This window comes from Paenibacillus sp. JT31N11 (assembly GCF_056269285.1).
The window spans coordinates 183,727-196,689 of the sequence record NZ_JBWDNQ010000011.1 but is presented as its reverse complement, the minus strand read 5'-3'; the positions used below and the strand labels follow the sequence as shown (position 1 = coordinate 196,689).

The following is a 12,963-nucleotide window of genomic DNA, read 5'->3' as shown; positions in this document are numbered from 1 at the left end:
CTAAGACCCCGAGGCGTGCATACTCCGCTATAATTGCAGTTATAGCGATCATATAGAAGCGGTAAGGAAATAGCCTCCCCCGGAGAAGCACAGCAGTCATCGTGCCTGTCCGAAGGGAGGCTTCGTGCATGTTAAGCATGCATAAAGTGTAGCAACATCCCCTCACAGCATGTAAAATAGAAGAACCAGCGTAAGCGGTTAATCAATCCATCATCTTGCGGGTACCAAAACACGCGAACGGGGGAACTGTTGTCTTATGATCGGGGAGGTCGAGTATGACATGAATATCATCTATAAACGAAGCTTCATCTCGGTTTACAGCAGCATGATGTACCGAATGAATACCACCATCATTGAAACACATGATCTGGTGCTGCTCGTTGATCCTGGCTATCTGCCCTCCGAAATTCAGGCGCTGCGCCATCATATTGATGAAATCAGGGATTCCCGGCCGCTTTACCTGCTTTTCACCCACTCCGACTTTGACCACATCGCCGGATATGGAGCCTTCACGGATGCCATTACGATCGCCGGACAAGCCTTTGCCGAGCAAACCGATCAGGAACAGGCGATCCGGGATGTCCAGCTTTATGACGATGAAGCTTATTTGGACCGGCCTTATGAACTGCTTTACCCTCCTGTTGATTATGTCATCCGCGAAGAAGGTCAAACTCTGCATATCGGCAATACCCAATTAACCTTCTACATCGCACACGGTCATAATCCGGACGGCATCCTGACCGTTGTTGAACCGCTGGGACTGCTTATCGCCGGAGACTATGCCTCTGACATCGAGTTCCCTTTTGTCTATTACAGCTTCCCCGAGTACCGCGAGACCTTGAACACCATGCAGCGTCTGGTTGCGGGCGGATCGGTCCGCGTCATGATTCCGGGTCACGGCTCCGTGACGGAGAAGCAGGCCGAGATGGAGCGGCGCGTGAAAGCTTCCCTCGCCTATCTGGATCTGGCTGAAGCAGAGGCGGTTTCCGGCAGCCGGCAGCCTTTTGAACGGTTTGTGGAACGGCAGGGCTACCGCTATTCCTTAAGTCTGACCCGCCGGCATGAGAACAACATCAAGCTGCTGCGCGAGTGACCGGCGGCAGGCTGCCCCGTTCAGCCGCTTGTTTAAACGAGACAAAACAAAAAGAAACTTGCTCGCCGTCCTTTTGACGTAGCAGCAAGTTTCTTTTCTTAGAAATATAAGCAAAGTAAAAGGAATCTTCTACTTTCTTAGATTCTAAAAAGAAACGGCTGTTCCCGTCTTTTGACGGAGCAGCCGTTTCTTCCCCAGGAAGTTGTAGCAAAGTATCATGGCACCCCTATTTGAGCTTCATGCACCGGGCTTTTGGTCTCTTTATGACGGCTCGAAGCCTTCCTCTTGCAAATACTGCTCCGCTTCATCGTAGGTTTCAAAAACCATTTCAAGATTCAGTCCGGCATAGACATACCACAGATCGTCCTCCAGCCTCAGATCCAGAGTTTGATCATCCGGCCCCTTCCAGCTGCCCGCCTGCCCGCTTTCTTGGCTTGCCGCAGCCTGCTTCCTTCGGCTTTTGGGCTGCGGCGCCTGCGGCACTTTCATGGACAGCGAATGAATCGACTCATCTATCAGGGAGCGCAGCTCCTCCGCCGAGCTCTCGCGGATATTCGCGAAGCCCCGTTCATCGGTCTCATAACCCCTTAGCAGTCCCGCATAAACAAACCCGTTGCCGCCCGGATGCAGATGATAAACAACGATCTTCTTGTCATGGACGCTTTCTTCAAAGTGGAAATTTACACGTCCCAGCGAGACGTTTTTTCGCTCCAGCTGGGGAAAGGATTCAATTATCGCAAGCTTTTCTTCAAAACTAAGCATTCCATTACAGCCTCCAGGATCACGGTTCAATTTTGCTTGTAAGTATAACACAGAGCCGCATTCCTACGAAAGCTTGCATGGCGCTCCTGCTGCTTGAGTTGCAGTTCTTATTCCCTCATCCGGCCCCGGGCAGCCTCCGCATTTTTTCCGCACCAAGCAGCTCCCCGCATGCGGTGTGGCATTGCATGACGGCTGTCCAACCACTTCACCGGAATGACCCATGGATGCAGGCCTTTCATACACGGTGGCAATAATGGCGCAGCTTACCGTTTATCCCGGCTGACGACGTCCAATGGACACTCAGCTCCACGTGTCCTTGACGCTGGCAGTCATGTGCGATCACCTGCGGACGCTTCCTGGAACCAGCAGCACTTTGGACACATGGCCGGGCTGGTTCAAGAGGGTTTCGTACCACTTGGCCCCTTCGCCAAGAGGCGCTTCGACAACGCCGTCCGCAAGACCCATCCGTCCCTCGTGCACCCAGCTCAGGGCTGTGCGAAAATTAAGCTGCGAATAAGCAAAAGACCCTGTCAGCGAAATTTCGCTGCGGATCGCCACATTCACCGGCAGCATCGATTCCTCCTCATGCAGGCCTGTAAACACAACCCGTCCGCCCGATGCGCATGCGAGCAGGCACTGCCTGCGCGTCAATCCCGCTCCTACCGCATCAATGGCTGTATCGACGCCTGCTCCGCCTGTAAGACGCTTGACCTCTTCCAGCGTATCGGTCTGCGACGGGCAGATCAGGTGCGCTGCCCCAAGCTTGCGCGCAATCGCCAAACGTTCCTCGTTCATATCAACGGCGATAATCTCTCTGGCGCCGTATTGGAGCACGGCTTGCAGGGTAAGCAGCCCGATCGGCCCCATGCCCAGAATCAGCACCGCCGATGCCGGCTTCGCATCGGCCAGCTCTGCGGCCCTGACCGCGCATGCGGCGGGCTCGACCATAGCCGCCTGCTGAAGGCTCATTCCGCCAGGCAGCGCATGGAGGAAAGCAGCCGGAATTTTCACATATTCCGCATTGCTCCCCGGAAGCGCGGCGGACAACAGCTTGCGCGACACACACAGCTGCTGCCTGCCGCTCAGGCATTTCCCGCACTGTCCGCAGGTGACTAGCGGGTTCGCCGTTACACGCTGGCCCACAGCCCAATGACCGGATGCCTCGACCCGGCTGCCCAGCGAGGCGATGGTACCGGAAAATTCATGGCCGAATATGACGGGAGGCTTGCGGAGCGAGTTTTTGCCCAGATACCCGCTTAGCTCCGAACCGCAAATACCCGAAAAGGCAACCCGGATCACGACCTCATCCTCACCGGCCACGGGCTCTTCCGTTTCTCTCATATTCATCAATCGGGGACCTTCATAGATAAGTGCTTGCATTCGATTATCTCCTTCCTTCGAGCAATTCGTATCAACATCGCGTTTAATATTTAAAATACGGGCGGATATGCCCGATAAACAACAGGGTTACAAGCTCATTTTCGTATGGTCCGGTCAAAACGTGACGGACAACCCGCCGTCTACCGGCAGGACCGCACCGCATATGTACGAGGCGTCCTCCGACGCGAGAAAAGCTATGACTCCGGCGGCTTCCTCCGGCTGCCCGGAGCGTCTTTGGATGATTTTGCCGCGTGCGGCATAAATGGATTGGAACCATTCCGTCTCATGCTCCTTAACCCCGTCCACGACCGACATCGGCGTGTCAATGAAACCAAGCGCGACACCATTCACGCGGATGCCCTCGTCCATCAGTTCAAGCGCCGTGTTGCGGGTTAATTGGTCCATCGCGCCCTTGGCGGTATTGTAGTGCGACGATTCCTCAAGCGCACGGGCGCCGTTGATGGAAGAGACATTGATGATGCGGCCCTGAATACGGTTGGCTATCATCAGCTGGGCCGCTGCCTGCGTGCAGAAATAGGTGCCGTCTACGATAATGTCGAACACCTTGCGCCAGGCGGTCCGGTCCGCGCCAAGAAAACGGATTGGCTGAAACGCCGCTGCATTGTTCACCAGGATATCCAGCCTGCCGTAGGTTCGCTCCACATCGGCAAAGATGCCGCTCACCGACAGCTCATCCGAGACGTCTCCGGCGGTATATTCCACTGCGAACCCCTGCTCCGTCAAAGTCCGGGCGGCCGCTTCGCCCAGATCGGCGCGCCTGCCCGTAATAACAACCTTTGCCCCTTCGGAAGCAAACCGGCTGGCCGTGGCGTATCCGACTCCAGTCGCTCCACCCGTTACGAGCGCAACCTGGCCTTCAAATCTGCGCATATTAGCCATCGCCCTTGTCGCCTCCCTTACTTCACACGGTATTTCTCGACAACCGCTTCATCCACCGTAACGCCAAGCCCCGGAAGCTTCGGCACCTGCACATAACCGTCTTTGAAGACAATCGGCTCCGCAACCAGCTCCCTCGAAAGCGGAGAGGTGGACACCGTATGCTCAATCATGAAGCCATTGGGTATCGAAGCTGCAAAATGCGTGCTTGCCGCGACCAGAATTCCTGTCTTGAATGCATGCGGAACGACCTTCTTGTGACGCTCATGCGCCATATATGCAATGCGTTTGCCTTCCGTCAGGCCGCCGCAGCGTCCAAGGTCCGGCTGAACGATATCCAGATGACCGTCTTCTATCAGCCGGCGGAAGGCGGCAACGCCGCTCTCCTGCTCGCCGCCGGCAATATGCAAATGAGTGCGGTCCGACAGCGCCCGGTAACCCGCGATATCCTCGGGGTGAAGCGGCTCCTCCAGCCAATACACGCCGTATTTCTCATAGATTTCGGCCATCTTCAGCGCACCCTTCAAATCCCAGGCAAGCCCCGCGTCGATCATGATATCAATATCATCGCCTACAGCTTCGCGGATGGAGCGGATCTGCTGCTCATCGAATTTGGCATCGCGGCCGATCGGCCCCCAGCCGAACTTCATCGCCCGGTAGCCTTGAGAGACAAACTGGCCGGCGAGCCTGACAGCTTCCCCGATCGTGTCCGGCATCAGCGAGCTGGCATAGGCTTTGAGCTGTGAGCGGTACATGCCGCCAAGCATCTCGGAGACCGGTCGGCCCGCGTGCTTGCCCATAATATCCCATAGCGCCATATCAATGCCGCTCATCGCATGAATAGCCGGTCCGCTGCGGCCAAAATAAATCGTTCCCCGGTACATTTTATCCCAGAGCCGGTCGATTTCCAGCGGGTTCTCCCCGATAAGCAGTGATTTCAAGCCCGTTGCAATCGAATGAGAAGGCGGTGCGTCAATTGCCGCTTTCGCCACGAGTGGAACAGAGTCAACCTCGCCCAGTCCCGTTATACCCTCATCCGTGTGGATACGGATCATTAATGTATCCTGTGTGCCGTCGCATTTGCTTGCGTCCAGATCGGGAATTCTCAAATAAATGGATTCAACCTCTGTAATTTTCATGGATGCTCACCGCGCTTCCTTATTTGGGATGGATGACTGGCTGTAAATATCAAGAGATAAATGATTGGTTACGGGTTAACTATTAATGCCCTTACCTGTTTGGCGGATTAATCTTATGACCCTGACCAGACGTTAATCTGCTTGCATAGAACATTTTTATCCATTGTTATTATATTAAGTCCTCTATTTAAATATTGTCAACAATATTTGGTTAACTACATTTGCGGCGTTGTTGACAATTTTCAACCTCGTGATTTTTTCCCGGTTTCGAAGTATACTACATGTTATCCGATCATTTTGTTGAAAATTAGAAGGGAATTTACTGACATGGCTGAATTCACGTTCAAACAGCAAGCCAATACCTCATTGCGGGAAAAAGTGACCAACGACCTGCGGGAAGCGATCCTGAACGGGCATCTTCAGCCCGGCGCGCGAATCAAGGAGATGGATATTGCCGAGCAGATGGGCGTCAGCCGCGGTCCTATCCGTGAAGCGATCCGGCAGCTTGAGCGGGAAGGGCTGCTGATTTCTTTTCCTTATAAAGAAACCGTCGTCGCCGATCTGGATGCCGAAGAGGTTCAAAATATTTTGATTCCCATCCGCTTCCATATTGAATCGTTCGTCGTTCGGCGCTATCTGGATAAAATGGATGATGCCTTCTTTGCGAAACTGGAGGAGATCATTGGCGAGATGCGCGACGCTGTGGAACAAGGCAAGAATTCCCGGCTCGTGGATTTGGATCTGCTTTTTCACCAGACCATTCTGGACATGGCGACAGAACGTACCGTAATGCTGACTTGGCAGAGCATCGTCAATCAGATCCGCCTGCATTTTTCCAAGAATCTTCCTTTTTATGAATTGAGTCATATCGAAAGCGATCATCAAGCCCTTCTGGATGCTTTCAGAACCAAAGATCCCGAGCAAATCCAGCAGGCGGTCCTCAAGCATCTGGAGGGCGACGAAAATTTGCTTTGTTTTACGAAGTGAAATGGTCCAAAATCGGCTGACTATGTGGTCTTCTGTGCAGTGAAGTAAGGAACTTGCGGCAGTCTGCTGCTGCATGCGGCATACCTTGCTGGCACACCAGCACTGCTCAGAGTTGGCGTTGCTGCGCATTTGAGGAAGTCTGTTCTCACTACCTCTTATGCTGCCTCCCAAGCAGGTTTTTCCGGCTTAGCGACACCAATCTCCCTCGTTGAACCGCTGTAAGCCGGTTTTTCCTCTTTACAGCATATGCCGGCAAGCCCACTATTCCCTCCTGCTGACTCCAAGCAGGTTTTTCCGGCTTAGAGTCGCCAATTTCCCTCGTCGAACCGTTGTAAGCCGATTTTTCCTCATTGGAGTAATGAATGCTGGATTTCTCTCAGGAGAGTTAACTCATGTATTTATGTAAATCAAAATCAACCTTGAATATAGACCATCTATGATGCGAAAAATCAAAAAAGAACCTCCAACCCATCTATACGATGAAGCTGGAGGCTCTTGGTGCTGCTCTTGAAGCGAAAAATGGGGAGCATTCGCAGATTCCCGGGTCGGAACGCCGCTTTCACTGGCTTATAGCCTGCATCGAAACAGCAGCCATGCAAGAACCGGTTACCCGTTCCCGCCCGGCGTCATGTTCTCATACAGAAAATCAACCAAATGGACGGCCTGCATTTCCTTGTCCAATCCACTTTTGCTGATACCCAGCTTCATCTGCAGGAGGCAGCCGGGATTGCTCGTGATCATGTAGCCGGCGCTTGTATTCTTCGCATGCTCCATTTTATGGTCCAGAATTTGATTGGCCATATCCGGCTGCGTCAAATTGTATATGCCCGCCGAGCCGCAGCAGCGGTCCGACTCCACCATTTCCACAAACTGCGCGCCATCCACGCTGCGCATCAGCTTGCGCGGGGCGTCGGAGGATTTCATGACATTGCGCATGTGGCAGGAGTCCTGATAAGTGATGCGGGCAGACTCATCCTCTTTCAGCTCGAACTTCGGCAATCGGCCGTGCTCGACAATGAGGCGCGCTACATCCACCGAGTGCGATGCGAACCAGGCCGCATCCTCCTTCCACTGCGGGTCATGATGCAGCAGATGGTCGTACTCGCAGAGCAGCGCCCCGCAGCCTCCTGCGTTGGACACAATCCACTCCACGCCCGCCTCGCGGAATACGCGGATATTGGTCATTGCCAGCTTCTGCGCGCCGTCAGCCTCGCCGCTGTGGGCATGGAGCGCCCCGCAGCAGGTCTGCTCGTCAGGAATGACAACCTCGAATCCCGCCTCCGTCAGAAGCCGTACTGTGTTCACATTCGTCTTTGTGAACATAACGTCCATGATGCAGCCCCGGAAGAGTCCGACGGTTGCGATCCGCTCGCCCTTGGCCGGGTGGCGGACGCCAATTTCCTTGACGACTCCGGCGCTTGAGGCTTCAGGCAATATGTTCTCCATATTCTTCATATGGCCGGGGAACATATTCATCACTCCGGTGCTGCGCGTCAGCTTCTGCAGGCCTGACTTCTGATAGACCTTCAGTGCGCCGCCAAGCAGCCGCATCCGGCGGGGATGCGGGAACAAGCCTTCGAATGCCAGCTTGCGCGCCGACTTCATCCACCAGCGGTGACGGACCGTATGGTCCTCCACGGCATCGCGTGTCTGCTCGATCAGCTGCCCGTATTTTACGCCGGCCGGACAAGCCGGCTCGCAGGCGCGGCAGCCCAGACAATGATCCATTTGGGTTTCAAAAGCATGATCCGGCTCCATGACGCCGTCCACTACGGCCTTCATCAGAGCAATCCGGCCGCGCGGCGATTCCGCTTCAAGCCCCGTCTCCCTGAAAGTGGGACAGGCAGGAAGACAGAAGCCGCAGCGCATGCAATTCATCAATTCATCGTAATCCAACTTCTTCTGCAAGGTTTCTACAAGGGAAACCGTCATTCCCGGTTCCGGCAGCTGCTTAGCCATGCTCAATCACCACCCGTTTACGCGCCGCTTTGGCGAACATTTTGCCTGGATTCAACAGTCCGTCCGGATCGAAGACCTGCTTGATGCCGCTCATGACGGTCATTCCCGCAGAACCGACCTTCCACTCCAGGAACGGCGCCTTGACCAGTCCTACTCCATGCTCCCCGGTTATGGTGCCGCCGAGGCGGATCGCCGCTTCGAAGATATCCTCGAAGGCCGCTTCCACGCGGTGGATCTCATCCTGATCGCGAGCGTCCGTCGTCGCCGTAGGGTGCAAATTGCCGTCGCCTGCGTGGCCAAATGTGCAAATCTGAACCTTATGCTTCTCGGCAATCCTGTTAATTTCCAGCACCATATCGGCGATCCTGGAACGCGGCACAGTAGCGTCCTCCAGAATGGTCGTCGGGCGAAGACGGGCAAGGGCGGTGAAGGCGCTCCTTCTGGCTGTCAGCAGCTTCAGCGCCTGCTCTTCATTCGCCGCGATTTCCGTCCGGTCCGCATTCTCGGCGCGGCAAATCTCGGATATCCGCTGAATATCCCGCTCGACGGTCTCTTCGTCGCCATCCTGCTCGATCAGCAGAATCGCCTCCATATCCAGCGGCAGTCCCAGCTTGGCGAAATCGTCCACCACGCGGATCGTCGGACGGTCAAGAATCTCCAGGGTCGCCGGTATGATCCGGTTCTCGATGATGCTGGACACGGTCCGCGCCGCGCCGTAGATATCCTTGAACATCGCCAGCATCGTTTTCTTGTACTTGGGAGGCGGAATCAGCTTGAGCGTCGCCTCCGTAATAACGGCGAGCGTTCCTTCCGAGCCGACGAGCAGCTTCGTCAGATCATAGCCCGCCACATCCTTCATCAGCTTGCCGCCTGTGCGGATGATTTCGCCGCTCGGCAAAACCGCTTCCAGCCCCAGCACATAATCCTTGGTGGTGCCGTATTTCAGACCGCGGAGCCCCCCGGAATTCTCGGCTATATTGCCGCCGATAGTAGAGATTGCCATACTGCTTGGATCCGGCGGATAAAACAGCCCCAGCCCCTCGATATGCGTGCTGAACTGCTTCGTATTCAGTCCCGGCTGCACAGTCGCCGTGAGATTCTGCAGGTCAACCTCCAGAATCTTGTTCATCCGGTGCATGACCATTACAACGCCGCCATTCACCGGCACGGTGCCGCCGCACAGATTGGTGCCCGAGCCGCGGCTGATCACCGGAATACGGTGGCGGCTCAGCACCTTGAGCGTCTCCGAAACATGCTCGGTGCTGGCCGGATAAATCACGCCATCCGGAAGCGATTGCAGCATTGGGGTGCCATCGTACGAATGGGTGACGAGCGCTTCCTTGTCGTCCCTTACCCACTGGTCGCCCATGATGGCCTGCAGCTCCTTCTTGACTGCTTCAGCTAGCATTTAACCACAACCTCCCAAAAAACATTTAACAGCATTAAAATAATTGATCAGGTCATCTGATGACTTTATTACTCGAAAGTATACCATACCGGATCAAAAACGGGTACAATAATTTGTAAGCGCAGGTTTCGGAGGGCTCGTGTGTCCCTCTTCAGGAGAATTGAACGACACTTGAAGGGTCAAAGCGCGGATCACGCCTGCTTATTATTTAAGAAGCAACGGGAAGGACTACATACAGGTGACAAATACAAGACCGCTTAAAAGCAGCGAATGGGTCATGAATGATCTGAAAGCGCAAATCGCCGCCGGAGAGTGGAAGCAAGGCGACAAGCTGCCTTCCGTCGTGGAGCTTGCCGCGTTGTTTGGCGTCGGCCGCTCTACCATCCGGGAGGCGCTCAGCGCGCTGAAGGCTGTGGGCATGCTGGATATCCGCCAAGGCGGCGGCACCTATATCAGGGCCGAGGCTCCTGAGCCGGCACCGCCTCCGGATAACGCTGCAAAATGGATGTCCCGCGCGGAATCTCTGCGCCATATCCTTGAGGTGCGCAAGGTGCTGGAATCCGGCTGCGCCGCTCTCGCCGCCAAGCACCGCTCGGAGAACCATCTTCAGCTTTTGCGGGAAACGCTTGAGGAGATGAGAGAGCACTTGTCCGATGAACAGGCCGGCGAGCAGGCCGATGTCCGGTTTCATCTCCAAATTGCCGAGGCTGCGCAAAATCCGGTCCTGACCGACCTTGTCCGCTCCTTATCGGAGAAGCTGCATGACAGCATGAAGGATACGCGCGCTTTATGGTTTTATGCCGAGCTTCGCTCTGCGGAACGGCTGCTTACCGAGCATACCGGCATCTATGAAGCGATTGCCAACCAGGATGAGCGCCTCGCCGCGCAGCTGATGGAATCTCATATCGCCAAGGTGGAACGGGTGCTGTATGAGAAGACCAATCGGTCCTGAGTATAACAAGGCCAAGATTGCTGCCGCTTTTTTTGGGGTAAGTTATTACCATCACATACAGACAAGGTGGCGAACCCCATGAACAAGAAGAAACCGGAGCATGAAATTACCAATCCTGACTATTATAATGCAACCTCCAATACAGAGGCAGGCATCAACACGCCGAGGGATCGCGAGGACATCGCGGTTACCGATATGATAAGCGAAGCCGTCGGGGAAATCGTCGATAACATTCAGCATAGCTTTGAGGGAAAGCCCCGGGTGGAGAAAGACAAGCGGGAACGGCAGGAATAAACAGAGGCAGACTCCGCATTCCACAAGAAGAAGCGGTAACCTTTGGGGGCGCCGCCAAGTTTCTTCCCTCCAAAAATATAAGCAGCGTATAGTGGAAACCTGGCCTGTCTTGTATTTTAAGAAGGAGCAGCGCCCATCCTCCGAAGGAACCGCATGCAGCAACGGGTCGTAAAGAGTAAAAGCTTCTCGAACACAAACAGCTCCAACCTCGACGGTTGAAGCTGTTTGTTTTATTTTCAGACCAATATTGCCCAATCTCTTGATTTCACCGCTCACCCGCGTTTTAAAGCGGATTGACGCGGACTGCCGCCTGCTTGCCGCTGACCTGAATGCCGGTATCCTTCTTGCCGGAGGCAGCCAGATCCTTCAGCATCCGCTCAAGCAGCTCCTTGGCCTTGGGGCCTTCCTTCCCTTTCAGGCGGATAACCAGCTGCACAGCGTTCCCCGACGAGAGCAGCTTTTCGCTCTGGCGCAGCTTGGTATCGTAATCATGGTCCTCGATGGCCGCCGTCAGACGGATCTCCTTCAGCTTCGCCGGCTGATCTTTTCTGGTGGACTCACGCTTGTCCGCAGCGGCTGCCTGCTTGGCCAATCCCCGGCTCATCAGCTTGCAGGGCGGCGGACTGCTCATCAGTGAGGTGCATACCAGATCCACCTTCAGCTTCCTGGCCATGGCCAGTGCTTCGCTCGTCGGCACAACTCCCAGATCCTCGCCCTTTAAGCCGGTGAGCTGAACTTCAGCCGCTTGGATTTTCTCATTCACAATCATGTACCCGGTCGCTCCTTCTCCAATTCAGCATCCTTATGACTATTATAGAATGGATCGGAAGCGGCCCGCAAATGATTACGGCGGTCTTGAATACACTCAGCTCCCCTTCCCCATTGGGGTTAAATCCGCATCCAGCGCGAATTCATCCTTGCCCGGGTGGTCCACCGGATCGTAGAAATTATAATCATCCAGATAAGGCGAGTATGTTTTGACGTAGATTTTATTGGTTTTCACGCTGAACTGGAGCAGCCGGATATAGCCGAGTCCCCCTTTCAGGGCATTCTGGTAATCCGCCAATATCTGATATACCTTCCGCTCAGGCACGCCATCCCCGTTATCGTCAATGGCATTAATCAGCTGTTTCGCAGCGTGATAGTGACCGGATAATACGGCAAATACATTCTTGTTCGGCTTTACAACCCGCTCATATACTTCATCCGCAAGCGGTGATCGGCTGCCGGAGATCTGCAAATATTCATGAAGATTGAGTATGGCCTTGCGTCCCGGATACCGCTTGATTACGTCATCCATCCAGACGATCTCCGGCTCCCCGATCCCCCACTCCATGTAAACCAGAATAAAGTCGACGCCGCCTGCTGAAATCAGATCATAATGGCCGCGGTTATTCTGGTAGGAGCCGCTGAAGGCAGGCTGCTTCTTGAACCGGCGTTCGCCAAAATATCTCCGGTACTGCCGGTAATCGCCTTTGCGCTGCGACACATCATGGTTACCGGCCAGTATGCCGTACGGAATGCCTGATTTCTCCAGGACTCTCATGTTCTTGTCGGCTTCAGCCCATTGTTTTTTTTTGCCGGCATCGTCGACGATGTCGCCGGTATGAATCACATATTTGATCTTCATGTCCTGCCGGTTACTCACGATCCAGTTGACGATACCTTTGTAGATGTATGGATAGCTCTCGGAATAATACTGGGTGTCGGACATCCATACAAAAGAGAAATCGTAAGGCTTCTGTTCCACGGCTTCCCGTGACATTGAAGAAGAATTTCGGGCATAAAAGTGAAAATGGGATGGCCAGCCCTCACTATGGCCCGCCAGTTCTCCGCCTGCCTCCGCATAGACGGCGTGCGTCAAAAGCCCGGCCAGCATACAGCAGATCAATAATGCCGAAAACCGTCTCTGTGCTGTTATTAACCGCATAAACGATAAACCCTCCTTAATAAAGGGGTGTATGCTTTAGCTTTATCCATCCTCCCGGAAACTATTACTGTCCAGCTGTCCTATTCTTCCGGAGCATAATGTTCTGCGGACATAAAAATACCGTCCGGCAGCTACCGGACGGCAATCGCATATGGCGGTCAT

At 54.4% G+C, this 12,963-nt stretch carries 13 protein-coding genes; 4 read left to right on the top strand and 9 right to left on the bottom strand.

Features of this window, described 5'->3' with window-relative positions; genetic code table 11:
- The first annotated feature begins 280 nt into the window (after positions 1-280).
- Positions 281-1,093: an MBL fold metallo-hydrolase gene (locus AC0YNV_RS29630; RefSeq protein ID WP_210043608.1), complete on the top strand. Its 813-nt coding sequence runs from the start codon at positions 281-283 to the stop codon at positions 1,091-1,093.
- On the opposite strand, the gene AC0YNV_RS29625 is transcribed toward AC0YNV_RS29630, so the two are convergent.
- From AC0YNV_RS29625 to AC0YNV_RS29605, 5 genes are all read right to left on the bottom strand, one after another.
- A complete protein-coding gene (locus AC0YNV_RS29625; RefSeq protein ID WP_475771232.1) occupies positions 1,074-1,304 on the bottom strand; it encodes a hypothetical protein in 231 nt (76 codons plus the stop codon). The two genes, AC0YNV_RS29630 and AC0YNV_RS29625, sit on opposite strands and share 20 nt — an antisense overlap.
- Before the next feature lie 50 nt (positions 1,305-1,354).
- Complete coding sequence (locus tag AC0YNV_RS29620) at positions 1,355-1,855, bottom strand: hypothetical protein (protein ID WP_475771231.1); 501 nt, start codon at positions 1,853-1,855, stop codon at positions 1,355-1,357.
- A 339-nt stretch (positions 1,856-2,194) separates the two neighbouring features.
- Positions 2,195-3,235 carry a zinc-dependent alcohol dehydrogenase gene (locus tag AC0YNV_RS29615; RefSeq protein WP_475771230.1) on the bottom strand — a complete coding sequence of 347 codons (1,041 nt, stop codon included), beginning with the start codon at positions 3,233-3,235 and terminating at the stop codon, positions 2,195-2,197.
- A 114-nt stretch (positions 3,236-3,349) separates the two neighbouring features.
- Positions 3,350-4,135, bottom strand: a complete 786-nt coding sequence (locus AC0YNV_RS29610; protein ID WP_475771229.1) for an SDR family NAD(P)-dependent oxidoreductase — start codon at positions 4,133-4,135, stop codon at positions 3,350-3,352.
- Between the two features lie 17 nt (positions 4,136-4,152).
- Complete coding sequence (locus tag AC0YNV_RS29605) at positions 4,153-5,271, bottom strand: mandelate racemase/muconate lactonizing enzyme family protein (RefSeq protein ID WP_475771228.1); 1,119 nt, start codon at positions 5,269-5,271, stop codon at positions 4,153-4,155.
- A 327-nt stretch (positions 5,272-5,598) separates the two neighbouring features.
- On the opposite strand from AC0YNV_RS29605, the gene AC0YNV_RS29600 reads away from it, so the two are divergent.
- Positions 5,599-6,258: a GntR family transcriptional regulator gene (locus tag AC0YNV_RS29600; RefSeq protein WP_210043633.1), complete on the top strand. Its 660-nt coding sequence runs from the start codon at positions 5,599-5,601 to the stop codon at positions 6,256-6,258.
- Between the two features lie 606 nt (positions 6,259-6,864).
- Here AC0YNV_RS29600 and AC0YNV_RS29595 read toward each other — a convergent pair.
- Both AC0YNV_RS29595 and AC0YNV_RS29590 read right to left on the bottom strand, forming a co-directional pair.
- Positions 6,865-8,217, bottom strand: a complete 1,353-nt coding sequence (locus AC0YNV_RS29595) for a (Fe-S)-binding protein (RefSeq protein WP_475771227.1) — start codon at positions 8,215-8,217, stop codon at positions 6,865-6,867.
- On the bottom strand, positions 8,210-9,625 hold the full coding sequence (locus AC0YNV_RS29590; protein ID WP_475771226.1) for an FAD-binding oxidoreductase: 1,416 nt from the start codon (positions 9,623-9,625) through the stop codon (positions 8,210-8,212). The genes AC0YNV_RS29595 and AC0YNV_RS29590 overlap by 8 nt, the downstream gene beginning before the upstream one ends.
- A 238-nt stretch (positions 9,626-9,863) precedes the next feature.
- Here AC0YNV_RS29590 and AC0YNV_RS29585 point away from each other — a divergent pair, with 238 nt between their 5' ends.
- Positions 9,864-10,577, top strand: a complete 714-nt coding sequence (locus tag AC0YNV_RS29585; protein WP_475771225.1) for a FadR/GntR family transcriptional regulator — start codon at positions 9,864-9,866, stop codon at positions 10,575-10,577.
- A gap of 78 nt (positions 10,578-10,655) precedes the next feature.
- The gene (locus tag AC0YNV_RS29580; RefSeq protein WP_475771224.1) at positions 10,656-10,871 is read left to right on the top strand and encodes a hypothetical protein; all 216 of its coding nucleotides are present in this window, start codon (positions 10,656-10,658) and stop codon (positions 10,869-10,871) included.
- Between the two features lie 283 nt (positions 10,872-11,154).
- On the opposite strand, the gene infC is transcribed toward AC0YNV_RS29580, so the two are convergent.
- Together infC and AC0YNV_RS29570 are read right to left on the bottom strand one after the other, a co-directional pair.
- Positions 11,155-11,640: a translation initiation factor IF-3 gene (gene infC / locus AC0YNV_RS29575; RefSeq protein WP_475771223.1), complete on the bottom strand. Its 486-nt coding sequence runs from the start codon at positions 11,638-11,640 to the stop codon at positions 11,155-11,157.
- 96 nt (positions 11,641-11,736) lie between these two features.
- Positions 11,737-12,801 carry a metallophosphoesterase gene (locus AC0YNV_RS29570; protein WP_475771222.1) on the bottom strand — a complete coding sequence of 355 codons (1,065 nt, stop codon included), beginning with the start codon at positions 12,799-12,801 and terminating at the stop codon, positions 11,737-11,739.
- Positions 12,802-12,963 lie beyond the last annotated feature (162 nt).

What these genes read in the sequence shown, in the direction of transcription:
- AC0YNV_RS29630 (WP_210043608.1), top strand. Translation starts at nt 281, where the DNA reads ATGAATATCATCTATAAACGAAGCTTCATCTCGGTTTACAGCAGCATG.
- AC0YNV_RS29620 (WP_475771231.1), bottom strand. Translation starts at nt 1,855, where the DNA reads ATGCTTAGTTTTGAAGAAAAGCTTGCGATAATTGAATCCTTTCCCCAG.
- AC0YNV_RS29615 (WP_475771230.1), bottom strand. Translation starts at nt 3,235, where the DNA reads ATGCAAGCACTTATCTATGAAGGTCCCCGATTGATGAATATGAGAGAA.
- AC0YNV_RS29610 (WP_475771229.1), bottom strand. Translation starts at nt 4,135, where the DNA reads ATGGCTAATATGCGCAGATTTGAAGGCCAGGTTGCGCTCGTAACGGGT.
- AC0YNV_RS29605 (WP_475771228.1), bottom strand. Translation starts at nt 5,271, where the DNA reads ATGAAAATTACAGAGGTTGAATCCATTTATTTGAGAATTCCCGATCTG.
- AC0YNV_RS29600 (WP_210043633.1), top strand. Translation starts at nt 5,599, where the DNA reads ATGGCTGAATTCACGTTCAAACAGCAAGCCAATACCTCATTGCGGGAA.
- AC0YNV_RS29595 (WP_475771227.1), bottom strand. Translation starts at nt 8,217, where the DNA reads ATGGCTAAGCAGCTGCCGGAACCGGGAATGACGGTTTCCCTTGTAGAA.
- AC0YNV_RS29590 (WP_475771226.1), bottom strand. Translation starts at nt 9,625, where the DNA reads ATGCTAGCTGAAGCAGTCAAGAAGGAGCTGCAGGCCATCATGGGCGAC.
- AC0YNV_RS29580 (WP_475771224.1), top strand. Translation starts at nt 10,656, where the DNA reads ATGAACAAGAAGAAACCGGAGCATGAAATTACCAATCCTGACTATTAT.
- infC (WP_475771223.1), bottom strand. Translation starts at nt 11,640, where the DNA reads ATGATTGTGAATGAGAAAATCCAAGCGGCTGAAGTTCAGCTCACCGGC.
- AC0YNV_RS29570 (WP_475771222.1), bottom strand. Translation starts at nt 12,801, where the DNA reads ATGCGGTTAATAACAGCACAGAGACGGTTTTCGGCATTATTGATCTGC.